At 64.1% G+C, this 24,059-nt stretch carries 28 protein-coding genes; all 28 read right to left on the bottom strand.

The features are described from left to right. Positions 1-4: 4 nt before the first annotated feature. The 28 genes from B2P82_RS01120 to B2P82_RS00985 all read right to left on the bottom strand — a co-directional run bounded on the left by B2P82_RS01120 (position 5) and on the right by B2P82_RS00985 (position 24,057). Positions 5-388 carry a hypothetical protein gene (locus tag B2P82_RS01120; protein WP_290494542.1) on the bottom strand — a complete coding sequence of 128 codons (384 nt, stop codon included), beginning with the start codon at positions 386-388 and terminating at the stop codon, positions 5-7. After that, positions 379-636 carry a hypothetical protein gene (locus B2P82_RS01115; protein WP_290494540.1) on the bottom strand — a complete coding sequence of 86 codons (258 nt, stop codon included), beginning with the start codon at positions 634-636 and terminating at the stop codon, positions 379-381. Before B2P82_RS01115 ends, B2P82_RS01120 begins: the two co-directional genes overlap by 10 nt. Beyond that, on the bottom strand, positions 633-1,715 hold the full coding sequence (locus B2P82_RS01110) for a hypothetical protein (protein WP_290494537.1): 1,083 nt from the start codon (positions 1,713-1,715) through the stop codon (positions 633-635). Before B2P82_RS01110 ends, B2P82_RS01115 begins: the two co-directional genes overlap by 4 nt. Next, positions 1,712-1,945: a hypothetical protein gene (locus B2P82_RS01105; protein ID WP_290494535.1), complete on the bottom strand. Its 234-nt coding sequence runs from the start codon at positions 1,943-1,945 to the stop codon at positions 1,712-1,714. The genes B2P82_RS01110 and B2P82_RS01105 overlap by 4 nt, the downstream gene beginning before the upstream one ends. Positions 1,946-1,997: 52 nt before the next feature. Next, complete coding sequence (locus tag B2P82_RS01100) at positions 1,998-2,528, bottom strand: hypothetical protein (RefSeq protein ID WP_290494533.1); 531 nt, start codon at positions 2,526-2,528, stop codon at positions 1,998-2,000. Further along, positions 2,506-3,288: an N-acetylmuramidase domain-containing protein gene (locus B2P82_RS01095; RefSeq protein ID WP_290494531.1), complete on the bottom strand. Its 783-nt coding sequence runs from the start codon at positions 3,286-3,288 to the stop codon at positions 2,506-2,508. The genes B2P82_RS01100 and B2P82_RS01095 overlap by 23 nt, the downstream gene beginning before the upstream one ends. Before the next feature lie 3 nt (positions 3,289-3,291). Then, complete coding sequence (locus B2P82_RS01090; protein ID WP_290494529.1) at positions 3,292-3,504, bottom strand: hypothetical protein; 213 nt, start codon at positions 3,502-3,504, stop codon at positions 3,292-3,294. Positions 3,505-3,517: 13 nt separating this feature from the next. Beyond that, positions 3,518-3,739 (bottom strand): hypothetical protein, encoded by a 222-nt coding sequence (locus B2P82_RS01085; RefSeq protein ID WP_290494527.1) that lies wholly within the window; start codon positions 3,737-3,739, stop codon positions 3,518-3,520. Between the two features lie 137 nt (positions 3,740-3,876). After that, a complete protein-coding gene (locus B2P82_RS01080) occupies positions 3,877-4,263 on the bottom strand; it encodes a beta/alpha barrel domain-containing protein (protein ID WP_290494525.1) in 387 nt (128 codons plus the stop codon). A 9-nt stretch (positions 4,264-4,272) separates the two neighbouring features. Then, a complete protein-coding gene (locus tag B2P82_RS01075; protein ID WP_290494523.1) occupies positions 4,273-10,062 on the bottom strand; it encodes an LPD23 domain-containing protein in 5,790 nt (1,929 codons plus the stop codon). Then, positions 10,062-12,320 carry a hypothetical protein gene (locus B2P82_RS01070; protein ID WP_290494521.1) on the bottom strand — a complete coding sequence of 753 codons (2,259 nt, stop codon included), beginning with the start codon at positions 12,318-12,320 and terminating at the stop codon, positions 10,062-10,064. The genes B2P82_RS01075 and B2P82_RS01070 overlap by 1 nt, the downstream gene beginning before the upstream one ends. Continuing rightward, entirely contained in the window at positions 12,320-12,787 is a 468-nt protein-coding gene (locus tag B2P82_RS01065; protein WP_290494519.1) for a hypothetical protein, read from the bottom strand. The genes B2P82_RS01070 and B2P82_RS01065 overlap by 1 nt, the downstream gene beginning before the upstream one ends. After that, positions 12,787-13,773: a phage tail protein gene (locus tag B2P82_RS01060; protein ID WP_290494517.1), complete on the bottom strand. Its 987-nt coding sequence runs from the start codon at positions 13,771-13,773 to the stop codon at positions 12,787-12,789. Before B2P82_RS01060 ends, B2P82_RS01065 begins: the two co-directional genes overlap by 1 nt. Next, the gene (locus B2P82_RS01055) at positions 13,770-15,248 is read right to left on the bottom strand and encodes a phage tail protein (RefSeq protein WP_290494515.1); all 1,479 of its coding nucleotides are present in this window, start codon (positions 15,246-15,248) and stop codon (positions 13,770-13,772) included. Before B2P82_RS01055 ends, B2P82_RS01060 begins: the two co-directional genes overlap by 4 nt. Beyond that, positions 15,248-15,901, bottom strand: coding sequence for a phage connector family protein (locus B2P82_RS01050; protein WP_290494513.1), 654 nt, complete (start codon positions 15,899-15,901; stop codon positions 15,248-15,250). Before B2P82_RS01050 ends, B2P82_RS01055 begins: the two co-directional genes overlap by 1 nt. Next, the gene (locus B2P82_RS01045; protein ID WP_290494511.1) at positions 15,902-16,108 is read right to left on the bottom strand and encodes a hypothetical protein; all 207 of its coding nucleotides are present in this window, start codon (positions 16,106-16,108) and stop codon (positions 15,902-15,904) included. Between the two features lie 108 nt (positions 16,109-16,216). Beyond that, positions 16,217-16,720, bottom strand: coding sequence for a hypothetical protein (locus tag B2P82_RS01040; protein WP_290494509.1), 504 nt, complete (start codon positions 16,718-16,720; stop codon positions 16,217-16,219). A 57-nt stretch (positions 16,721-16,777) separates the two neighbouring features. Further along, a complete protein-coding gene (locus tag B2P82_RS01035) occupies positions 16,778-17,668 on the bottom strand; it encodes a phage capsid protein (RefSeq protein ID WP_290494508.1) in 891 nt (296 codons plus the stop codon). Between the two features lie 37 nt (positions 17,669-17,705). After that, complete coding sequence (locus B2P82_RS01030) at positions 17,706-17,978, bottom strand: hypothetical protein (protein ID WP_290494506.1); 273 nt, start codon at positions 17,976-17,978, stop codon at positions 17,706-17,708. Then, positions 17,975-18,853: a hypothetical protein gene (locus B2P82_RS01025; protein ID WP_290494505.1), complete on the bottom strand. Its 879-nt coding sequence runs from the start codon at positions 18,851-18,853 to the stop codon at positions 17,975-17,977. Before B2P82_RS01025 ends, B2P82_RS01030 begins: the two co-directional genes overlap by 4 nt. Positions 18,854-18,856: 3 nt before the next feature. After that, positions 18,857-19,135: a hypothetical protein gene (locus B2P82_RS01020; protein ID WP_290494503.1), complete on the bottom strand. Its 279-nt coding sequence runs from the start codon at positions 19,133-19,135 to the stop codon at positions 18,857-18,859. Continuing rightward, positions 19,113-20,744, bottom strand: a complete 1,632-nt coding sequence (locus tag B2P82_RS01015) for a portal protein (protein ID WP_290494501.1) — start codon at positions 20,742-20,744, stop codon at positions 19,113-19,115. Before B2P82_RS01015 ends, B2P82_RS01020 begins: the two co-directional genes overlap by 23 nt. Then, positions 20,741-20,920 (bottom strand): hypothetical protein, encoded by a 180-nt coding sequence (locus B2P82_RS01010; RefSeq protein WP_290494499.1) that lies wholly within the window; start codon positions 20,918-20,920, stop codon positions 20,741-20,743. Before B2P82_RS01010 ends, B2P82_RS01015 begins: the two co-directional genes overlap by 4 nt. A 1-nt stretch (position 20,921) precedes the next feature. After that, positions 20,922-21,119, bottom strand: a complete 198-nt coding sequence (locus B2P82_RS01005) for a hypothetical protein (RefSeq protein WP_290494498.1) — start codon at positions 21,117-21,119, stop codon at positions 20,922-20,924. A gap of 2 nt (positions 21,120-21,121) precedes the next feature. Beyond that, positions 21,122-21,589 (bottom strand): hypothetical protein, encoded by a 468-nt coding sequence (locus B2P82_RS01000; RefSeq protein WP_290494497.1) that lies wholly within the window; start codon positions 21,587-21,589, stop codon positions 21,122-21,124. Further along, positions 21,589-23,214: a hypothetical protein gene (locus B2P82_RS00995; protein ID WP_290494495.1), complete on the bottom strand. Its 1,626-nt coding sequence runs from the start codon at positions 23,212-23,214 to the stop codon at positions 21,589-21,591. Before B2P82_RS00995 ends, B2P82_RS01000 begins: the two co-directional genes overlap by 1 nt. Continuing rightward, on the bottom strand, positions 23,132-23,716 hold the full coding sequence (locus B2P82_RS00990; RefSeq protein ID WP_290494493.1) for a terminase small subunit: 585 nt from the start codon (positions 23,714-23,716) through the stop codon (positions 23,132-23,134). Before B2P82_RS00990 ends, B2P82_RS00995 begins: the two co-directional genes overlap by 83 nt. Next, on the bottom strand, positions 23,716-24,057 hold the full coding sequence (locus B2P82_RS00985; protein WP_290494491.1) for a hypothetical protein: 342 nt from the start codon (positions 24,055-24,057) through the stop codon (positions 23,716-23,718). Before B2P82_RS00985 ends, B2P82_RS00990 begins: the two co-directional genes overlap by 1 nt. Positions 24,058-24,059 lie beyond the last annotated feature (2 nt).

Below are 24,059 nucleotides of genomic sequence, written 5' to 3'. Positions count from 1 at the left end.
ATTCCTATTTCGTTTCTTCGTATCCGGCCGGAACGGTCGGGGCGGTCGTGTCAATGCCAACCTGACCAGGGGTCGGCGGGATATAGTAAGGGCCAAGGGCGTCGGTCTTGCGACGCCTTTCAACAGACAGCGAATGCTCGCGATCGACAACCTGGGCGCCGGTCGTCACGACCGTGTTGATCGCGCGGCGCAGGACACCGATCAGCATGGACAGGCCAATCAGCCAGACCATGACCGCGACCAGGTCGTCATTTGCGCCGGCCGCTTTCATATTGCCGACCATGCCGGTCGCCGCTTCGAACGTCTGACCGCCGCCGTCCCACCAGTCCGCCATGTCCGGCGTGAAATTGTCCGGCACATCGCCGGCGTCGATGTTGCCTAGATCCATCTTTTCCACAGCAGCCCCCGACCGCACAGAATGAGGGCGGCCGCGACCGCGAGCCAGTCAAGCTCCCATGTCTGCAGCCGCCAGGGTTCAACCATGACGCTAAGGCCTTCGAGGGCCTGCATGCCGGCGAGCAGCCCCGCGCCGCCGGCAAACGCCTTCCACAGGAACAGGCGCTCGACATGAACGCCGCACCATGCCACCGCGATCAGCAGGAAATAGAGCAGCGACAGCGCGAGAACCCAGCTCATCCGAACACTTCCTTTTTGCGTTTCGTGACCCGCCAGTGATAGGTCAGCTTGCCGAGCAGGAATTCAAACGCGCCGAACACGAACGCGATCAGCGCCGCCATGAAGATCCCCGAATTCGACCCGAGCAGGCTATGCGCCTGTTCCGATGCGCCGACCGAGGCAGGCATCGAGGCCGTCAGCGTGTCGGTCTTGGCGTCGATGTCCTTCACGCGGGCGTTCCGCGCTTCCCAATCGGTCACCGCGTCGAGCTCGTCCTGGCGATCGAGGATGGCCGGGCAATAGACGTCGTAATAGGTCTGCCAGTTCGGAATCGGATCGGTGCAGTCGCCGACGACATCCGCAACCGTCTTGCCCTTGATCGGCTCGTTCATCTGGTTGCGGGCCTGCTGGCGATACATGCGCTCGATGTCGCGTTCCAGACGGCCGGAGGATTGCGCGGCCGGCGACATGCGCCCGCGCCGCAGGGCCTCGTCGACCAGGTCATTCATGGCCCCGAGGGTCTGCGCGCGCTCGATGCGCAATTCGGTCAGTTCGGCGAGGTGCGTCGCCCGCCCGGTCTCGGCATCGGTCATCATCGTGGCCTGGAACGAAATGGCCGCGACCGCATTGGCGCCCACCGCCGCCCATCTGAGTCCCTTGTAGGATTTCTGTTCCTTGCGTTCCTCGTCGGCCTTGGCCTCGTCGGGCACTTTCAGGGCGATCAGTTCCTCGACGCGCGACTCGGCGATCGCGAAGGACAGGCCAATGATGGCCAGCACCAGAACCGGGCCGATGATCGACAGCGGGGCGAGCCCCATCGGACCCCACCAGCCATTCCAGGAATGCCAGCCAAGGAAGCCGAGCGCGCAGCCGAGCAGGATAATCGCGATCGTGCCGGTCGCGCCCTCGGCGAACCGGGTGAACACGCGCTCGAAGGCGTCAAAGAATCCCTTTACGCCGCGTTCCATCTTCTCGCCGGTCGTGCCGTTCGTGCTGATTTCGTCATCACTTGCCAGCGCGGCATAGTCTCGGGCGGTGCGGTCATCGTCGAATTCGATCGTGACCGAGGTGCCATCTTTCTGAATTTTGGGTCGCTTCATTGTCCCAGCTCCTTATGTGCTTGTCGTTCCCCGTCTGCCCATTGATCCCACAGGCGCGAGTTTTCCCTGCCGACCCATTCAGAAAACAGGCAGACGCGATGGCGGGCGGCGAGATTGCCGACCGTCATGTCCAGTCGTCCCGGCGGGCAGCTGCATGTCGCAACCGCCCGGCCGAGGTCACCGTCCGGATCGATCGCGCTGCCCTCGAGCAGCTCGGTCAGTTCCGTCATGGTCTCGAGGCGTTCAGGCGTTTCCAGCCCGACCCATCGCGGACACGTTCCCTCAGTCCACTGGCCCGGTGTCGGGCTCGCGAATCTCCATATCGGAAACACCGTAGGCGATGGCGGCGGCAGGTTGAGTTCCGTAACATTCGGCGAGGCCGTACACCCGGCATGGAATATCAGGGTCGAGACGATCATAAGCCCCAGCAATGCCCGCATTTGTATCCTCCTGCATGGCCATCAGGTCGCGTAATTGTTGCGACAGTTTCTGCGCCTCGGCGCGTCCGGTTTCCTGGCTCGATGCCAGCTGTTTTCGAAACGAGGCCCGCGCCTGGTCCGACGCATCGAGCGCCGCGATGCAGGCCTCGGCATTGCCAAGGTCAGAACGGACCGCCGCATAGGTGGCGTTGACCTGGGTCGCGAACACGCCGCGAAACGTCGACCGCTCCTCGGCGAGCAGGCTGATCGTGCGCACGGCCTGCGCGCCGCGGGCATCGGCCCGGCCCTTGAAATAGGCGCCGCTGGTCAGCATCGCCGCGCCGACAAGGCCTGCGAGGATCCCGACAGCGTTACCCGGAAGTGCGAATGCCATGACGCAGCAGCCCCCTGATCAGCTTGTTGTCCCAATCGTTCACCTTGTAGTTCGGCCCGTTATAGTTCGAGGCGATCTGGTGAACGGCTTTCTTGAACCCGGCCGGGTCGCGCACCGTGTCGCCACTGATCGAGGATGACAGGAACCGCATGGCGCCCCAGAGCGCCGGCGTGTTCATCACGAAATGGCGATAGACGCGCACCTGGCCGTCGAGGGTCTCGATTTCCTTTCGGTAGGCGTCAGGCTGCGAGAACATGAAGGTCGGAATGTCATCGCTCGACTCGCTCACGATCCACTTGCCCATGATCTGGGCGAAGGTTTCCGAATGACACTGCACCGTCAGCAGCGGCTCGTACCCATAGAACTCGTCATAGGCCTTGCGGCGGGCCGCCTGGGTCGACGGGTTCTTCCAGGTCGCCATGCGCTTGTAAACCGGATGGTTGCGGCCCCATTGCGGGCGGCCCCGGCGGGCATAGTGCGCCTCTTGTCGGGCAAGCGGGGCCTGCGTCTCGGCCGAAATGGCATCGTTTGCCGTCTCGATGATCGAAATGCATTTGTGAATCCGCCAGTCGGTCTTGCCGACGATCGCCGCGATGTCCTTGAACACCTCGTCGGGAATGCGGCCGGAGTCGGTTTCATGGTACCGGCGCGGCGTGTCGACCGGCGGCTCGAGGGCGTCCAGGGCCTGCAGCAATACGCTTGCACGCCCTGAAACCGGGATCGGTGCCGGATCGCGCCGGCGGCGCCTGAATCCGAACATGGCCTAGACTTCGGCCTGTCCGGTCGTGTCAGCCGCGAACAGCTGGCGCTCGATGGCGAGACAGTCCTGATAGCGGACCGTGAGCTCGGCGCCGGAATTGAGGCGCAGGGCGACCGGCTGCTGGTCGAAGGCCGATTTCGTCGTGGCCATCGCCAGGCGCCAGCCATCGAACAACTGGTTAAACGGATAGGTTACGCCGTTGAATTGGAATTGCATGGGTCAGCCCCTTTTAGGTTCCGGATGAAAGAGTCGCCTCGAGTGCGGCGACGCGGGTCTCGAACGACTCAACCGTCGCCCTGAGTTCGGTATTCTCTGCGAGGATGCCGTCGAGCGTGTCCCAGAACAGCGACGCGTTGCGCAGCTGGCCGAGCTCGCGGGCGACGGCAAGATCCTCGAGAAAGGCCTCGCGGCTGGAATAGTCGCCGCGGGCCGGTGTCGTTTCGTCGGTCATGTTTGCCCCATAGAAAAGGGCGCCCGAGGGCGCCCTGTTTGAATTTGCCAATGAAAACCCCGCCACTCGCTGAGAGTGACGGGGCATGCAGACGAAAGGCCAGCAGGGCTATGTCAGACCCGTTTGGAGTGTGCAGGTTACCCGGTCGGCTGCGGCTCGTCTAGTGCTGCGCCAGGCGACTCGAACAGATGAAGCCACGGCGCCCATGATTGCGGCAGCTTGTTCACATAGCGGATCATGCGGCCATACATGACTTCCCGGCCAGACGTCGCGCTTTCGAACTGCAGGAACCCGCCGCCCTCGAACCTGATTGTCATTCCACGCTTGGAGGAAGTCGCAGGCTTTTCGGCGCGTTGCGCGCGGTCGAGCGCCTTCTGGAAGGTCTCGCGGGCCAAGTTGGGATTGTCTTCGACCCACATGACGCGATGGCCGGCATGCGCGAAGGCGAGCGCCTGTTCCCATGTGTCCACATAGCTGCCTTCGACCGCGATGCGCGGTTCGGGTTTCCGTTTCCTGAGTCCCATATCCGTCCCCTATTCCAGCAGGCTTTCGCGCCTGTCCGACAATGATGTCTCCTCGGCCCCGACCGTGTCAACCAATCCGATCTCGAGTTCGTCGAATACGGTCCGCAACCAGAACAAATTGTTGTACGGCATCAGCTTGCGCACGGCATGGATGTCGCGGTCCTTCAGGTCGCCATCGAGCGCGCCGGCGATGACCTCGGTCGCCGCCTGGCCTCGCCCGAATGTCGGCCCGAGCATCGAGCCGAACGCGTTGCGCGAGGCGTACCGGCTGGCCGGGCTGTCGCCGACAAATGTCTGCCCCGTGACTTTCTCGGCCGTGTTGAACCCTTCCATGAAGATCGAAACCACGCCCGAGCGGTCGATTCCTTCCCGCACCCAGACGACCGGGTCATCCGAGGGCGTCCGGTTCGACCCGATCATTTTCAGGTAATAGACGACCATGCCCATGCCGACATAGCTCATCAGCGCCGAGACGACGCGGCCGTGCCCCATACGGGCCTGCTGCGCCGCGCGGACCGTGACGCGCTGGTTCGCCGCGAAGGCGAACGTCTTGAACTGGCCGATCGTCTTGCCGAGTTCGCTGTTCATCATCAGCGGCCGGTCGCCGGCGCCGGGTGTCACGGTCTGGATGTTCGAATTCTTGCCCATTGCCGCGATCCAGACCCGTTTCGCACCGGCATCGTCCCACTGGTCGACATTGGCGAGCCGCATCGCGCCCGAGGTCTGGCCGTACTTGCGGACCTGCGCGCGTATCGCCGCATAGTCGCCCTCGCCGATGCCGAGCTGCGCGAGCCAGGTGCGCGTGTCCTTGCCCATCCGGTCAGGCCGCTCGACCGCGCGGATCGTCCGGTTCGCCGCCATGATGTAATCGGCCGATTTCATCACATCGTTCCAGGCGCGCATGCCAGTCCAGGTCGTGAAGTGATTGGTCATGGCGCCGATGATGCGCTCGAACTTGGTCGCCCGGCCGTACACATCGCCAATGTCAGCCATTGCCGCAATCCGGGTCGCGAGGGTCCGCTCGACCGCAATCCCCAGCGAGCGGGCTTCCTTCGCCGTGATGTTGGCATTCTTCAGCCCGGCCGTCAGCGGGACGATCAGGTCGCGGGCAATGCCGAGGAAGCCATGCGACAGGACCTTGTTCGCCACATCTGGCAGCGCCGACACGGTCATGCCGCCGAGCATGGTCGTGTAATTCCAGGACCGCACCGCGCCCGTGCCGCGCGCCCACAGATTGTCATAGGTCGGCTGGCCGAAATTCCCGCGGATGACGTCGCGCACGCCGCGCAGGTCCGCGATGCGATTGTCCATTTCATCGCGCAGGCGTTTCTTGGCCTTCTCGCCCTTCGCCGCCTCGACCAGCTTGTCATAGTCGCGCTTGATCGCGTCGAACACGTCTTCCATGTCCGGCCGCCCGAACGCCCGCGACAGTTCGATGTCGGCCGACATGACGCGCATATAGCGGTCCATGACTTCCTGCGCATCGCTGACGAGGAAATCCTCGGCGCGGATCCCGTCGACCTCGTACAGGTCCGGAATATTGAACGTGCGTTCTTTCAGCGGTCCGCGCCCCGCAACCGTGATCTTGGTCGGCAGGGTGCGGCTGTCATAGCCCATCAGCGTGTCATAGATGTGCGTCGCCGCCTCGTCGCGATAGGCGTGCAGCGACCCCTCGACGCGTTCGATTTCCATCAGTTCGCGGGCCTGCTGGATGAACCGGCGATCCTCGTCGGACAGCTTGCCCGTCGCCTTGAGTTCGTCGGCCTGGCCCTTGATGCGCTGGCCGGCGGACACTTTGGCCTCGACCGCCTTGACCGAGCCGTCTGCCCTGGCCTCGGCCGTGCTGACCTTGCGCTCGAGCGTGGCGGCTTTTTCGTCCAGCTTGCGGATCTGCGCCGCGAGCGCGTCAATGCGCGCCTTGGCCGTGCGGGCCGCTTCGCTGGCAGGGTCGAGACTCTGCATCTGGTCAGACAGGTCGAGCGCCTCGTCCGATAGATCCTCGCGGCGCGCGACCAGCTTGTCGATCTGCGCGCGGTCCTTCTCTATCTGCGCCTTGGTTTCCTTGGCGACCTTTTCCGACTCGCGCTGCGCGATGCGAATGTCGGCATCGCTTTCCTTGATATCGTCGGCCAGTTTCTTCCCGAACGAATTGCGCTGCGCCTGCTCGGCCTCGATCTGCGCCGCCCTGACGCGGATATTCTCGAACACCGTGTCGAGATAAGACGAGGTCATTCGCTTGAAGTCTTCCGGCTTCCGGATCATGACCCGCCGGTTCCACATGCGGTGAAAATAGCTGGCCGCCGTCGTGACTTCGACGTCATCGGGCAGCAGGCCCGCCTCGATGGCGCGGTCCTTGGTCTTCTCGATCGCGCCGCGATAGGCCCTGGCGGCCTTGGTGACATGCTCGTCGACGCCATCATCGCCGCGCCGCAGCGCCTTGCCGACCTCGTTATAGAACTCGGTCGTCGACAGTTTCCCGCCGGCCTTGCGGTGCGCTTTCATGGCGCCCTGGACCGTGCGCTGCGCCTCGGCGTGCCAGCCGCGATATTCGATCATGGCGGTTTCGACCGCGACGGGCGAGGCTTTGCCTTCCTTGTTCCGGTTCAGGAACATGCCGTTTTCCATCAGCAGCGCGCCGGCCTGGCGGGCGCGTGCGCTCGAGGCATTCGACAGCCGCAAAAGCGGGTTCAGGCGCATCGCCGACGTTGCCTCGGCCGTGCCAAGGCTCGGGGCGAGCGTGAAATCCTCGAGCGTCGGTTCATCGGTCCGCGCCGCGCCGACACTTTGCGGGCTGGCCGGCGCATTCATCGCGTCCTGGTCAGCCCGTGCCGGCGCGAACACCGGGTCGCCGCTCGGGTCGTAAGTCATTTCGGTTTCGAAACGGGTGGCGAGCTCGTTCACGTCCGGGTCGAACCCGAGGATCGGCTTGCCCGTCACGCCGCGCAGGACCGCGGTACCGGATACGCCAAGCAGGCCGCCGAGCACCGTGCCGCCGGCTATGTTCAGGGCGACCTCTTCTTTCGTGCGCAGTTCCTGGGACTGGGTCAGCGCCAGTTCTGACACCGCCGCGCCGGCCGCGCCGCCGGCCGCGAACCGGCCACCGATCTTTAGCAGCGACTCGCCTTTCTTCACCGTGCCGCCGACCGGAATGAAAATGGTCGGGTCGATCGTGCCGGCAATGATCTGCGCGCCCACGCCGCCAAGGCCGGACCGGGCGAGGGTTTCGCGGTCAGCGGTTTCGCGATCTATCTGGCGCTTGATCTGTTCCATGCGCGTCGACGTGCGCGCGTCAATAAACCGGTCCGCGTGCTGCTCGTATCCCTCGAGGTTCGCCTGATCGAGCGGATTGAACCCTTCCTCCCATTCTCCATAATCGACTTTCTCTTTCGACAGCCATGACCCGACAACGTTTTCGAGCCGGAACGCCGCGCCCCAGACCGCGCCGCCATCGGGCCGGGCGATCGTGCCATTCGTTTCCATGCCGCTGACCAGCTCGGGCGCCGCTTCCATGCCTGGCACGGTCGTCGCCCTGAACTGGTCATAGGTCGGATTGCTCGCCGCCGGGACGAACCCTTTCGGCAGGGCCGGCGCTTCCGGTTCGGGTTCGGGCGCGGCCAGTTCTGCGGCTGCAGCCGCCTCGGCCTGTTCCTCGAGCGCATCGAGCCCGGCCTCGTCCGGCATTTCCTGCGCCTCGGCGCCGCCGGTACCGAATACCATGCCGGCCGCCGCGAAGGCGCCGAACGCAACCGGTACCGCGCCGCCTGGCACGGGAACGTGACTCCTGACATCGCGGGCGATGATGTCGATGTCGGCATCATTGAACACGACGAAATTATAGGACGAGCTCGTCCCGCGCGGACTGTGCCGGGAATTGCCGTCGAGATACTTCACCCCGCGAATCCCATGCCGGCGCATGATTTCCATCGACGGGCTGTTCGGATCGCCAAGCGCCGCGACGAGGTCTTTCATTGCCGCGTCATCCTCGAGTTCGACCAGGCCCTCGTCGGCGAGCTCGCGGAACGCGGCCTGCACGGCCTCGGGCTGCTTGCTGAACGCGTCGTCGAACAGGATCGTCTGTTTCGCCGGCATGTCGAGCGCGGTCGTGTAGACCGAGCCTTTCTGCCCGCGCGCGCGTTTCAGCTTCGGAACCTTGCCGCCTTTCTGAGCTTTCAGGTCTTCCAGCGCCGCGATCGAGGACTCGAGGAACTCTATCATTTCACTGGTCTCGCGCGTCGCGATCTTGTCGCGCGATGGCTGCTCGAAGATTCGGGCCGTCCGGCTGCGCCTATGGGTATCGATCGGGTCGCGCAGGTCGCGCAGCGTGTATTTCATCGACTTGATCGAACTGTCGATCGCCATTTTATGCGGCTGGTACTGGTCGACGAGATAGGCGTCATTGCCGAATGCCGACTTGTATCGCTGCGGGTTGCGATAGCTCCAATAAATCGCCAGGGCGTAATGCGCCGGGTTCGACTTGTTATAGGGCTCGTCTCCGAGTCGCGCATTGGGCGAAACGGCCTCGATGCGCTTGCGGTAAAAGTCTGCAATGCCGGGGTTCTCGGTGAAATACAGGCCCGGCCCGAATGCCTGCGCGCCCTCACCGGATCCCATGCCCTCGGTCGAGAACCGGTCGAATTCCTTGTTCGTGCCATGAAAGGCAATGAACCGGTTCAGTTCGACGACCTGCTGCGCCTCGGTCAGTTCGAGGGGCGATTCATAGCGCGCCAGGTTGGCGGGCATGCCCTCATCAGACCAGGGATTGAACCGGCGGCGTTTCTTCTCGGGCTTGCGCGACAGGCTGCGGCGAACAGAAATATGTTCCGGTTCGACATCGATCGTCTCGTCAGGGAATGAGGCCCGGCGTTCCTCGGCCGTCATGTTCAGCCGCTTTTGCGTGTTCCGCGCCGCCACCTCGCCGCCCATATGCATGTAGCCGACAAAGGCCGCCGCCTGTTCCATGTCGCGCCGGGCGCGCTGGATCTGCTGGCGCAGGCCTTCCTTGTCCTTCGCCGACAGGTTCGGGTTTCTAAGGGTCTCGGTCGCTTCCTGAATATAGGCCTGTATCTCGTCAATGATCGGCGCGTCGTAGAATTTCGGGGCGGTCATCGGATTGCCGCCCACCGCAAACCCTTCAACGTCCTGGATCGTGTGATCGGTTTCATGCAGCAGGGTCGAGCGCATTTCGTCCGGCGTCAGCTGGCTGTTGAGCTCGATCGGCTGGCCCGGGCCGTGATTGCGCCCGAACTGTCCCGATACCAGATTGCCCTCGGCGTCACGCGTGACCGGGCCAAGGTCGCGCACCTGAATGACCTGGTCGGCAATTTCAGGATAGGCCGCGAACAGGGTCGGATGCTGCAGCGCATCGCCGGCCCGGCCTTCCCAGCCCTCGACCGGGTCGACCTTCCAACCGGATTGCGAGTCGTCGATCTCGTATTTGAACTGGCCGTCGCGGTCCCGGTACCAGCCCGTTTCGCGCCAGATGTCTTCCTGCGACTTGCCCGCGCCTTCGAGCGCCTGCGCCCGTTCCAGGGCGGGAAGGTCCGCCGTTTTCGACCCGGTCCCGGCAAACCCGGCCGCAGACGTGTCACGGGCATGCGTGGGCGTCTTGGCCCGGCGTGCCGCGACCGCACCGCCCGACAGCAGCGCAGCGCGCCTGGCGCGTTCCTCGGCGCTGTCTGCCGGCATGGCATAGCCGACGCCGGCACCGATGCCACCCGCGCCGAGGTCGGCCTTGATCGCGTCCGGCGCGAGGTCGACCGATTTAGCGGCCTGCTTTGCGAGACTTCCGACCCAGCCCATCAGTCGAGCCCCGCCGCTTTTTTCGCCGCCGCCGCATCGGCGAGCGCGTGTTCATAGGCTTCCTGCGCCGCCGCGCGTTCGGGTTCAGACATGGCCGACCAGGCGACCGAGTCGGTGCGGGGCCTGGCCCACTCTGCGACCTGTTCGGCACGCCGCGCGCGCTTCTGCGCCGCCTTGTCCTTGCCCGCCATTTCCTCGGCGACGCGACGTTCCTCGGCCATCTGGCTCGCGGCTTCCGCATCGAACGACCAGCGCTGCGGCAGGACCTGCTCGGCGCCGCCGGTCTTCACCTTCACGGCATAGGTCGGCACCTGGCCGTCACGCGCCTCGCGGGCCGTGACCGTGTCGCTTATCAGTTCGATCTGGTCGAAATCGACCTCGGCGCCCATTGCCTCGGTGACGCCGGCGGTCAGCGCATCGCGCATCCAGTCCTTGTTGCCGGTGTCCGGATAATAGCGCTCGGGCGGGTGCGTCATGATCCGGCCGCCATTCGCGCGGGACTTGCCAACGGTCCGGGCCAGCGTGGCGCGGGCCTGTTTCTTTGCCAGCTTCTCGTCACCATGCTGCACGTAATAGGTCTGGAAGGCCTGCTGAAAATCCGTGATGATCTGTTCCTCGGCCAGGACCCCGCCCGAGAATTTGTCGAATGTCCAGCTGCCGGTATCGGCGTCCTTGATGGCGTCCGACCGCTTGAAATCTGCCGACAGTTTCCGGGCCTCGGCGACACGTGCGCGGGTCTGGCTCGTCGCGCCGGCCGGTTCATTGCGCGCCTCGCGTTCCAGCTTGATCGCCTCGAACGCAACTTGCGGCTCGATGCCGGCGTCCAGCTTGTCGGCAAAACTGATCGCCTCGGCCACCTCGCTCGCCGTGAAGGCCGCGTCGACCGCGTTCGGATAGTCGGTATAGAGTTTCGAAATCGTGTCGATCGACGCCATTTGCTGCTCGGGCGTGCCGGAGGATTTCATGCCGCGCAGGACCGTGACCGGGGTTTCCGGTATCAGGCCGGCCTCGGCGAACTGCTGGGTCAGCGCGACGCCCTTGCCCCAATCTTCGAAAAACACACCCTTGCCGCCGTTTTTCTGGAACAGGGCCTCGGCGCCCTTTTTCATGTCGGTATCGCGCGGGTCGATCGGAATGCCGAGATTGATATGTTCCGCAAACGTCGCCGCCGTCTTGCCGGCCGCGGCCGCAGTGTTCGCCTGGAGGGCCAGCTGCGACCATTGGCTCGGGCTGATCTTGCCGCGCTTGTAGGCATTCTCGACGTCGGCGCGGGTCATGTTGCCGTCATCGATGCCGACGCGCAGGGTCGCAAACCTTGCCGCCTGCGCCTCGGCCTCGGCCTGCTTGGCGCGGATCTCGTCATTGCGGGTCTTCTGTTCGGCCTGGCCGAGCAGCGCGCGGTAATATCCGTCGTCCTTGATGTCGCCCGACTTGCGCGCCGCGGTCAGGTCTTCCTTTGTGACCTCGCCCTCGGCAATGCCGAGCGAGAACGCTTCATAGGATTCCTGTTCGGCGCGGTCTTCGCCCTGGCTGATATAATTGGTCAGGGCGCGCTGCTGGTCGCCCGACAGGCTGGTCGTGTAGGTTTTCAGGGCTTCCTTGGCCTCGGTGAAGCTGTTCGCATTGGTCAGGCCCTGCACGGCCGACGCGGCGAGCTCGCCATCGACGCGCCGGCGTAATTGTTCTTCCTCGGCAGGATCCAGCCGGCCCGCGATCGAGGTCAGGCGCAGGGCGGCGCGTTCACGCTCGGCCTCGGCCTGGGTCGGATCGGCAAGCACCGACTCGATGCTGGTCGACAAGGACGCCTCGAACCCGTTGATCGCGTAGGACTTGGCCGCGCCGTCCTGCCATTGCGTCGCCCGCATGTCGCTGTCGCCATCGAGGCGCTTGATAAGCAGGCCTGCCTGTTGGCGGGCTTCCTGCGACGCATAGGTCGGCACCTTGGCTAGCGCGTCCTTGGCGGCCGCCTCACGGGCCTTGCGCACGGCGTTCAGATAGCCATCACCCGAGGGCGGGGCCTCGTCCTGGGCGGCCGTCTCGACGTCCTGCAGGGCCAGGCGATAGGAATTCTCGACATCGAGCAGCGCGGCCGAATCATCGGCCAGCTGCTTTCGGTCCACTTCCCGCTTGAACACGGCGCCGGTCTGGCGTGCGGCCTGTCCGACACGTCCCAGCGCATCAGCCGCCGCCGCGCCCTGGTTTCCGCTTTGCGGCTGGACGGCCGGAACCGTGAAGTCACTGCGCGCGCGATCGATCATCAGGCTGCTTTCTTCTTGAACGCGTCAAAATCGCCATTCGCCGAGGCCCCGATCGCCTCGACCCCGGCCTGCATGAACTGGCCCGCCGCCGATATGGTCGCGCCGGCCGCGGCCGAGCGGCCCTTGAACCTGAGCGACTCGGCTTCCGTTTCGCCTGCGTAACGACGCATCAGCGCATTGAGCTCCATTGTCTGGCTGTCGGCCTTGGCGATTTCAGCGAGCGAACCCGAGGCGACATCGCCGCCGGATTTCAGGGCCTGGTTACGCTGGCGCGCGGCGAACTTCCGCGACTCCTTGCGATATTGGCTTTCCTCGACCGCCGTGTTCATCAGTTCCTGGCGCGCGGCCTGTTTATAGCCCTTCTCGTCGGCCTTGCCCTGCATATAGGTCGCGACGCCCTGCCCGGCCGTCGTGACAGCCGTGGCCGTGGCCGCGATCGCGGCGGCGGTTACCGGGTCAACACACATTAGAAATCCGCCCCGTCAGTTTCTGGCACAAGGGCCGTGATGGTCATCGGCGCAGGAATGTCCTGCACGACATAGAATTGCGGGTCGGTGTCATGCGCCGACTGGAAGTTCATCTTGAAGATCCCGGACCGCAGCGCCACCGGCGCGCCCTGCACATCGCTCGCCTGGCGCTTCAGGATCGTTTCGAGCGTGTCCAGCGTCTGGCCGATCTTGCCGCCCACGGTCTGCACGAACCGAACCGCCGCGCGGCCGATCATCTTGGTCTTGCCCTGCGAGGTGCCGACCGCCGAGGCCGCATCGACCGGCAGGGTCAGGATGTAAGCCGCCGTATGGATCCCGACATGCACTTTCGAGGCCTCGCGGTCGAGCGTGATGGACCCGCCCGACACCGTCTTGTCGTCATGGCGCGAGCCGTCTGCCCATATCTGCACGCTTTGGCCTTCGAGGTGATCGAGGTTCGAAATCTCGGTGACCGCGCTGCCGCTATAGGTCAGCGAACAGTCCAGGAAATTATAGTCCGCCGTGTCGTTCGGGGTCGTCGGTTCATGCGGCTCGGTCATGTATTCGATATAGCGCACCGTCTCGCCATCGATGACCCGCTGAACCATCATCCAGACCTGTCCGCGCCCCGTCGACGGGTTCGGTATGGTCGCGACGCGTTCGACCGCGCCATTCGTCATCGGGTGCCGGTGCCAGGCAAGGACGCCCTGATCGCGCCGATAGGTCATGCCGAGCAGCTGGCCGTCGGATCTCGGCGCCCATGCCACGCGCCACGGCTCGCCCTGCCAGGCGATGTCGACAATGCCCGAACGCTTGTATTTCAGGGTCGAGGCGTCATCGGTTGCGCCGGCCGAAACCACGCTGCCGCTCGCATCGGTTTCGGTAACAGTCGGCGTCGGGGTCGGAATGACGACCGGGTCGATGCCGAACAGGCCCCATTCATAGGCGCGCAGCAGCGGGTCATTCGGCTCATACTGGAACGTCACTGGCCGGGCCTCGTTATGTGTTCCGCATAGAGCGTCATGTCGAACGGCACGAAATTATCCTCGGCCGCATCGAAGCCGAGCTCGACCAGGCGGCGGCCCGAGGCGTCGACGATGATCGTATAGATGTCGATCGTCAGCGGCCGGACCGGCGCGGTGCCGTAGGAGGTCGACCGGCGCACCGTGAAGTCACCCGGCGAGACCGCTGCGGAATTGTTCGAGGCGCGCCCGATCAGTTCGGTGTCTTCGCAAAGGACGTGCAGGTTCGTGCCATCGACCAGCGCCGAAATCGGGTTCGCCTGCCGGCTGTTGATCGTCCAGTCGATCGCGTCATCATCGAGGTCGCCGGGCTGGTAATCGGTGAAATCACCGCCGACCGATGACCAGAGTGTCTGCGGGTAAAGGTCGGTACCGCCCCACCAGATGCGCTGTTCGAACAGGGCAACGGCGCGCGGCCAGCCCTGGTGCGGTGACCAGGCGCCCTCGCGCCAGTTCGGGGTTGCCTGCGACACAACCGCGTCGGGCATGCGTTTCAGGACCAGCGCCGTCGCCGAGGTTGCCGACGCAACCGCCGTGATGACACAGATGCCATATCCGGAATGCAGGTATTCCCAGCGACACGATGCCGAGGCCTGGCCGTCCCAGCGATTGCCCTCGATATGGACCGGGGCGACGGCGCCGGATGTCCCGCCCGTGACGCATTGGTAGACATTGTTTTCCCAACGGACCTTTGCGCTCGCGGTATAGGTCTTTGCGGGTTCCCACATCGAGTAATCGTCGGATGTGTCTTCCTCGAGCAGGAACAGGCCGTCGACATGGTCGTCGGTGAACAGGTCCTGCGTCGAGGTCAGCGTCACCGTGCCGGTCGTCGCCGAGGCGCGGATCGTCCAGCTGTCGGTAATGTTGTAGCCAAGGAACGGCCCGTTGCTGAACGGCAATTCGGCAAAGGTCCAGCTCGTATGGCCGGACCGGACCAGGGTGCGCGGCGGGTGATCGGGATGCGCGATATACATCACATCGGCGGTCTGGGCATATTGGAGCTCGTCGAGGTCGGCCGCCGAATACGGGCTCGCCACTTCATAGGGCGCCGCGGTCGGGTCCGTCTGTTCCGTCACCAGCGTGTCGCCCGACTCGGTCACCAGCGTGTCGCCTGACTCTGTCAGCAATGTGTAGTTCGGCGTGATGTTGAACAGCTGGCCGCCATTCATGAAAAACCGAATATATTCGTCGCCCATTTCGAGGATGTAGGCCTGCTTCCGGCTGAACACGAACGGCACCAGGATCGCGTTCATGTCGGCATTCTTGGCGGCCGCGACGAACCGCGTGCCCGGCCGGCGCGTGACACCGCCCTGCGGCAATGGCACGAACCCGACGCAGCGCGCCAGCGAGCTCGCAAACTTGGCAAGGTCCGGGCGGCCATAGAGCAGCGGGCTCACCTCGCCGCCGTTCAGACTGCCCTGCAGGCGCCAGGATTTCATCAGTAGCCCTCGCGTGCATTGACCCAGCTGCCCTCGGGCATGCGGGTGTCACTGGCCTCGCGCGCATCGATCGAGGCCGCCAGGGCGATCTTGGCGTCATAGTCGCTCGACAGGTCGCGGGCGAGTTCGCGCTTTTTCGCGATCGGCATGGCAAGCCGGGCCGAGATCTTGAGCTCGAGCGCTTCGAGGGCGGCCGGCGACCAGCGCGCAAGGCTTTCCACGTCGCGCAGGTAAACCGCGCCGATCGGGGCCGGCAGGTCGCAGACCAGGACTTTCGTATAGGTCTCGTCGGTCTCGCCAATGGTTTCGACGCGCCAGCGCATACCGTCATCGAACGGGTTCGAACTGGTCGAGGCAATCACCGCGCTCGAGGCCAGGTCGAACAGTTCGGTCACGCGCAGGCAGTCGGCCGGGACCGGGTACTGATACAGGAAATCGAAGGTCGGCGCGGTGCCGGCAGCGGCAAGGCTGACGCGCCGGCTGTTGAAGTTCCAGTCGACGGCCGAGGCGACGGTCTGGCGCGACACGTCATAGACCGCGCGGAACGTGCGGGCCTCCATCGAGTCATCAGTGTCGACGTCTGTCAGCAGCCGGCTATGGCCTATGTTCATCAGGGCCCGGTTCGCCAGGCCCGTCCGCACCTGGTCGACCATTTACGGCGCCGCCGCGGCTGCGCCGTTCCTGATCGTCTGCGCGACGTATTGTTTTGCCTTCTCGAGCGCGGTGATGATTTCGAGGCCGGTAATGCCCTCGGTCACCGCGATTTCGATGTCGCCCGTCGGGTCGGCCGCAGCGGCTGACGTACAGGTCGCTGCATAGTCCTTGTCGCCGCGATTGGTGACTGTGATTGTCGTTCCCATTGTGAACCCTCATTGATCCGATCTGCTTCATGTGAAAACGGGCCGGCAGGCAGGACAAAACCCAGAAAATCCCACCCGCCGACCCGGCCGGCGCCTAGCTAGGTCTAGTTAGCTAGGCAGCGCGAACTCGGCGATGCCGCTGATCGTGCCGGCAGCGGTGCCACCGGTGACCAGGTTCAGCGCCATGCGGTACCAGGCCCCGCCCTCGGGACGGGCCGACAGGCCGGCATCTTCCCAGACCTTCTGACCCATCGCCGCCAGGTCACGGCCCTCGAAGGCCTGCTCGGCAAAGGCCAGCGCAGAGCCGAACGAGATGGCATCGCAATAGCAGTTCTCGTCAACCTCGGAGGCATCGTCGGGCGCCTCATCGGTCCACAGGCCGACATTGACGTCAGTCGCGCCAGACAGCGCGTCATTGTTGAATTTCAGGCTGGTCAGGCACCAGTCAGAGTGCACGCGTGCAAACTGGATCTGATCGCCGTCAGTATTGCCTGCCTCTTTTTCAATGGTGAACGGGATGGCCACCACTTTCGCCTTTGTCAGGATGGCATCCTGATTAGGGATTCCGGCATCGTGATTCGTGATCGCGGCCGTGCTCGATTTCGTCGCCATGTCATGGCTCCTTTGATTGAGAAATAGGAGAACGGGCCGGTTACCCGGCCCGCGCGATTACGATTCGACGCAGATGATGTCGCCGACTTTCTTCTCGTCGAGGCGCGTCGCACCTTGCGTGAACATGCCATAGACCTCGACCGGGTTGCCCCGGAGTTCCTTGGCGATGCGCATGTCCATGCTCGGTTCCATCCAGGTCCCGAGCTCGATGCCCGATGGCACCCAGAACGGGCAGCGGCGGTCAGACCCGACCAGCGAGGTCAGGCGGTTCGAGCTGAAGAACACGAACTCGAAGCCGACATATTCCTCGACGACGCCTTTCGGCAGCGGCTGGGACTTGTTGAAATCCCCCGACACGACCGTGATGTCCGCGAGCAGGTTCTGCCACTGGATCTCGGTACAGGCCACGATCGGCTTTTCCTCGTCCAGGTCGACCTCGTATTTCATCAGCTTCGCGCGGGCCGCGGTCAGCTTGGCCACGGTCAGGCCGGAACTGTCAGCCGCGACACGCATGTTCGACGAGTCGAACGCGACCGGCGTGCCGGATCCGTTCTTGCCGACCTTGGCCGTCGCGAACATGGCTTCGAGGATGATGTCGTCTTCCTCGCGGTGAACACCGGCACGGGCCGCCTCGGTATACTTGCCCGACAGGCCGATGCCGTTGCGGACCTTGTCGAGGCTGTCTTCATAGAACGGGCCGATGTCATAGTCCTGCGGCTCGTTCCAGCGCCCGTCGATGTCGAGCTCTTGCGCGGTCTTGCTCTCATAGCGCGTGTTGCGCTTCTGCGCGTGCGCCTTGCCGACGACGAGCTCGGGGCGATAGCCCTCGCTGCCGGTCGGCGAATAGGTGCGGACCTTGGAACGCAGTTTCGACGTTTTCTGCTGCAGCGCCAGCCGGACATTGTCCGTGTATTCGTGGCGCCAGCTTTCTTCAATTTGAGCAGTCATCCGACGGCCCTTTCACATTTGCGGCTTCTACCGCCGGTCAGCTTTCACTGGCGGGCGGTTTCGGACCTGGTTTCTTTCCTTTGGCTGATTGTCCGCTGGCTTCCCCGGACCGCGCCGGAGCCGTGCTTGCCTTTTTCGCCGGCTTGGCGGTTCGTCTTTCCGAACTGTCATCCGGGGCCGGCGGTCCGCCAGCTTGTCCGGTGTTGATGTAATGCTCGAGCTCGATCGCCTTTTCGACGACCGCGCTCGGCGCAATGTTCTGCCCGATCGCCACTTTCAGGCATTCGAGGCGAATCTCTTCCGGGCTCATTCCGATTTACCCGGATAGGCGATCGAATAGAGCTCGCTGCGCCGTTTCGTATCGGCATCGGTCAGCTTCTCGCCCTTGCCGACGCGCTCGTTCAGCGCCGCGATTTCACGCTGGGCCGACTCGGCCGTCATCAGGCCGGTACCGGACAGGTTCGAGAACCCGCCCTCGCCCATCTTGCGGCCGCTCGCGGCGAAGTTCTTGACGATCGTCGCCGACCCGCCCTCGAGCGCGAGCAGGCCGATGATCTTGTCCGCATCAGTCCCGAACACGGCCTGCGCGAACCGCTTGGCGAATGTAAGTTCCTGCTCGGCCCGTGCGCCCCAATTGTTTTTCAGCGCGTCGAGTTCTTCCCGATCGGCCCGGTCAGCCTCGGCCGCTGCCTTGAACTGTGCGGCCTGCTGTTCGACGAACATGTCGGCCAGCGGCTTCAATTGCGCCGGCGGGATACGGTTCGCGGCGCCGATCTCGAACGCCTTGTCCATGAAGGCCTGGTCCCATTCCATGCCCTCGGGCAGCTGGTAATCGTCAGGCTTGATCGACTCGGCGTATTTCGCGCCCTCGCCTTCCTTTGGCGCACCGACCTTGTCCCAGCCGTCCCAATCCTTGAGCTCGGTGCCTTCCTTTGGCGGCGCGATCCGCTCGGTGCCGACCAGGCGCTCGAGCTCGCGGGCCGATTTCAGGGCCGTCGCGGGGCTGTCATAGTTCTTGTTGGTGACCCAGCCCTTGAGATCCTCGTCTTCAAGTTCGCCATACCAGGGGGTACCAGAACCGCCGCCGGCACCGCCGAGGGCATCCGCAGCGGCTGAGCCAGTGCCCGCACCGCCCCCTTGCCCGGCTTCGCCAGCCGGAGGGTTCGTGTCTGTTTCTGTCGACAAGGTCTAGTCTCCTTCAAGTCTTTCGATGATGTCTTCGACGTCGCGCGGATCCATGCGCATCATCGAAACGATGTGCCGGTACACTTCCCGGCGGCCTTCAACACGCTCGAGCTCGGCGCTCGACACGTTCGCGTTGACTTTGGTGAACTCGGCCAGGTCGCGGATGACGTCCGGCTGGTCGAGGAATGCCTGGCGATAGGCCCGGACCAGCCGCGACTCGCTGCCGGGCCAGACCGCGCGCAGCCAGCCGATGAATTCTTCAAGCCGGGGCGGGAGCTTCATTTGCGATCTGCTGCGCCTGGGCAGCATCCTTTCCGGCACGCGCAAGGTCCGGGGCGGCCTCGAGCATGGCTTGTTGCTGCTGTTGTTGCGATCGCGCCTCGGCAATCACGGCCGCTTCCTCGCGGCTGAATATGATGTTCGAGCCATAGCCACGGTCGAGCGCCTCGGCGAACCGGTCCGGGTCGAGCCGGTCCATGACTTCGGGCTTTGCCTGCGCCACGCTCATCAGCCCGTTCGCCGTCATCATGGCCGACTCGGCCTCGGCGACGCGCTGCAGCTTGGCGGCCTGGCCGATATAGCGGACCTGCAACGGCCTGCCGGCGATTTCTTCCGGCGGCTGCGGTATCTGGTCGGCATTCATCAGCAGCATGAACCGCCGGCGAATGAGCGGGGTCAGGAATTCGCTTTCGATCCGGCCGAGGTGCGGGCCAAGCAGGCGCCAGCGTTCCTGTTGCCGCCCGAGAAACTCGGTTGCCGTCATGTCCGCCGAGCCCTGAATCTGCATCAGCGAGAACAGGAACGCGTCTTTCACCGAGTCCCTGATCTGGTTTTCCATTTCGAGGCTGATCGACAGGTTCTTGCCTTCATACAGGACCTCGACCCGGCGTTTCCCATCGAGTCCCATGCCGCCGTAAATCGTCGAGCCCGGTACCGCCCGCACGGCCTGGCGCATGCTTTGCTCGTCGGTCGCCAGCAGGGTCGGGTTCGCGGCGCGCTCGCCGGCCGTCAGGTTCGTGCGGCGCATGGCCTGGCCCGATGCCACGTCGGCAATGGCCATTTCGCCAATCCCGCGCCCATAGGTCTCGCCGCTCGCCACGTCCCAGCGCGGGACCTGGAACGGGAAGGAATGGAAGAATTCCTGTTTGACGACGCGCTTCTCGCCCTTCTCGACATAGAGCGACAGGAAGGCAAACGACTTCGCCCCGATCGTCGCGCCCGGCACATAGTCGGGATTAGGCCCGACCCAGTGCACGAAATCGAACTTTTCCATACTGTTCTTGTCGACCGCCGCGGTCACCTTGCTCGAGACCGCGTCACGCCCGAATTCGCCGATCGCCTGTTTCGCCGTCGGGCACATCAGGCGGCAGAGCTCGTCGACCTCGCCCGCATCGTTCTCGCTGAAATACGCATCCTCGAGCGAGATGGTCTTGTCCTGGAACTTCTGCTGCCCGACCAGTTCGCGGCTGAACATGATGCCATTACCGAGCACACCGATGTCGGCATAGATCGCCGGCGCCTGGCCATAGAAGGCCGACATGGCCGGCGAGAACGAAATGCGCAGCCGGCGCGTGACCTCGTCCAGCCAGTTCCGGCCCGCGCCGAACGTATATTCGTTTTCGTCGGCGCCGAGGATCCCGATCTCGAACCATTGCGTCGCCGGGTTCGTGACCGTGCCATACAGGCCAGCCTTGAAGTTCGACACCGCGACGAGGCCCGACGAGTCGTAAATCTTGGTATGACGCCGCTCGCCCTTGCTGCCGGACTGGCCGCTGAAATTCTTGCGCAGAGGCAGCAACAGGCTGGCCACGCGGTGCCAGGTCTGTTCGTGACCGGCTCGGTCTTCGCGCATGTTCTCGAACTTGGTCAGGACCGTCTTGGCATCACTCATTCGCCAGTCAGCGCCTTAACCGCTGCCGGGGCCGAGGATGTGTCGCCACCCGCGCCGTTACGATACGTCGACAGGAACCCGCGACGGCGCCGGCGCAGATTCTGCTCGTCCTGGACGGCCTGTTTCGTGTCGATCACGCTCGGCGTCGCTTTCGGCGCCTTGGGAGTCTTGCACATGTCAGGCGCCTTTCGTTTCGATGCCGGAACAACGCGCGCGCAGCGTGTCATTCTCGGCGCGCAGTTTCTGATTCTCGCGGTCAAAGTCGGAGCGGTCACGAATGGCCACGATCGCGACCATCAGGGCGACGATGCCGGCGAACCCGAGCGTAAGAACAAGCGCCACAAAGCCGGGGGGAAGCATCGCGCACGGGTTCATGACTAACTCCAGGCCATCTGAATGAATGTTTCGCCGTGCGCCCCGTATGCAGGAATCACGGCCTCTTGTTTCGCGCCGCAAATGGCCAGCCAGCGGCGCGCGTCGTCATGTCCTTCCCAGCAGCGGCACTCGGCGCGCTTGTAGTCGGCCTTGCGCAGTTCAGGCCCGACATAGTGGCGGACATAGCGGGTCACCGGCAGGGCGATTTCATTGAACCGATCCGTCGCAATCAGGCCGACCTGCAGGCTTTTCGGGGTCTCGCGCACCGCCGTCAGGATGGCGATAGGCGTGTCATCGAGGCAGAACACGCCGCCCCAGGCGCCGCGATCGACCCAATCGCCGACAATGCCGCGCGCCGTCTCGGCCGCGTCCCATATGCCGACCACGGCCCGCACTTCGAGACGGTCACGGTCGCGGGCATTGTCCATGATGTAGCGCGCCGCTGCCAGGGTCGGCGGGTGCAGGTCCATCACCAATCACTCAGCGGATCAAACAGTTTGTTATCGGCCTGGCGGGCTGCGTTGCGCACCGCCCTCGGGAAGTGACGCGCCTCGGCCGCGATGTCGTCTTTCGGCTCGACGAACGCCATGATGACCGCGTCGCCCTTGTCCGGTGACCGGCCGAGCCGTTCCTTCACATGCTCTTTCGGCTCGATCAGGATGCCGCGCGGGGTCAGTTTCCAGACCGGCGCCGCAAGATCCGCAATCAGTTCTTCGTCAGGCGGCAGGGCCAGGGTCGGATTGTTCGCCGGGTCGAGCCGCAAACGGAATTCCCAATAAGCCTGCGCCCGCATGTTCGCATATTTCAGGATCGCCGACTCGCCGGCCGGCGGCGGCAGGTCCTGACGGTTCGGGTCGTCGATGATCTCGGTCGGTACCGGCGGCATGCGGGTCGCGGTATTGGCGCCGTTATAGCCGAGCACCGGAATGCCGGACTGTTTCAAATGGTCATGCGTCGACTGGCCATAGCCGCCGCCCATGTCGATGTTCACCTGCGCGCCGTTGCGCAGCATGGCAACAATCAGCGCCGAGGCCGTCGGGCCGTCGGGCGTGCTGATGCCCGGCTCGGTCGTCAGCTTGCCGACATGATCGCCGATATGACGCGGGGCGAGCGAGGTCTTGTCGTTGCCGCCCTGGGCAATGTCCGCCCCGACCGAAATCATCGGCCGCAGGTGCCCGTTCTCGTCCCATCTGTCCTGTGCCGCGCGTAGCCATGCGGTCGGGATTACCTGGTTCACCTGGTCCTTTTCCGCGACGTTGAAGTCGCCATATAGCAATTGTGAGCGAAGGGGTTCCGGCATCGCCGCGACCCGCGCGCGATAGTCCGACCCCAGATACGGATTGTCCGACAACAGCGCCGGGATGAACGTGCGCGATTTCGGCTCGATGATGTTGCCGTCCGCATCCACACCGCGCCAGTCCGGATCGACCCAGACCGTCTCGCCCGTGGCCTCGTCGGTCGTGTAGAACCGCAACTCGCCCGGCTCGGCCTGCGCCGGCGTGAGCTCATTGCCCGCCGCATCTATGCAGCGATACCCCGCCGGAAACGTCTTATCGAGCCAGGGACCCCATTCGCGCTTGACCCAGCCCCCCTCGACCGTGCTGGGCGGGTTGCCGGCGCAGACAATGCGGCAGCGCTGGCCCGGTATCGTCGAGCGGTTCCAGCCAATGATGTAATTATACATCGACTTGGTGAACTGCGTAATCTCGTCGAACTGTTTCAGGTCATGGTCGCGGCCCTGATAGCCGTACTTGTCTTTTTCGTGCTGGCAGGATCCGAGCTCGATCGTGCGACCATTGCCGAGCCGCCATTCCTTGCGCTGCTGGTTGTAGCCATCCTGGCCGCCCATGATCGAGGTCAACCGGCCCTCGATGCCGCGCAGGTCTGTGCCCTCGCGGCGCAGGATCAGGGTTTTCACATGTTCCTCGAGCCCGAGGCCGCACATCAGGTCTGTCTTGCCGCCGCCGGCCGCGCCACCATAGAACAGTTCGTCGGCCTCGGTGAAATAGGCCTCAGTCTGGGGACCCTTGTTCGGAAACCACTTCCGGCCCTCGGTCAGCGACAGGATCATCTCCATCGCTTCCGGATCCGACATTGCCAGCGCTGCTAATTCCTGTGCGTCTAGCTCGCTCAAGGACGTAAGCAACTCTGCGGGCGACGTCATCCGGGTCTGCATCCTTCGGGTCTGGGTTGAGGGGCTGGCCGTCCTTTCCTGTCACCTCGTGCTTGTCCGCCAGGCCGATCATTCGGGAAATGATATTCGCCTTGAACACACCGACCGCGGCGCCGTCGAACTGCTGCGCGCGCATGATCGTCTCGATGTAATTGATGACCTCCAACAAATCTTTGTCGCCGTTGGTCTTCCAATGGTACCAGGTCGCCTCGCCGATTCCGAGGTGAACGCAAAGCGACAACACCGAGGGCGGGCGCAGGAAATGGGTCTTGTTGACAGGGTCGTAAAGCCGGGCGGCCTTCTGGTCGGTCAGGCGTTCGAAGTATTTCTCGGCCTCGTCCCACAGCTGATCGGGCGTGTAGGCATGATTGCGGCCATGCGACGAGCGGGCCTTCCAATACTGGTTACCCTTCGCCGCAGCCATCAGCTTGCCGCGAGCAGCTGCGTGGTAATCAGCGCCGTCAGCAGCGCCTCGAGCTTGGCTTCGAGCTCGCGGCAGTATTCCAGCAATTCGGCATTGGTCGGGCTGGCGGCGTCCGCGATCGTCATCGTGCCGTCAGCGGTCGGCAGCGTGCCAGAACTGGCCGACACCGTGATGCCAGCAATGAAAGCCTGCTGCCGCTGCAGCATCATCAGCTTGGACGCCTCGTTCGCGTTGATCTTCTTTGTGGCATTCGCGGACTTGTCGACGATAGCGAACGAGTCATCGGCCGCGACATCCGCGCCCGCGATCGCCGTCAATTCTGAAACTTTCCGGTCAGCCATGA

Source organism: Hyphomonas sp. UBA4494, assembly GCF_002388935.1.
In the GTDB taxonomy this organism is placed as follows: Bacteria; Pseudomonadota; Alphaproteobacteria; order Caulobacterales; family Hyphomonadaceae; genus Hyphomonas.
Note: the sequence above shows the minus strand (reverse complement) of the source record. Positions and strands in the feature narration are given on the sequence as shown.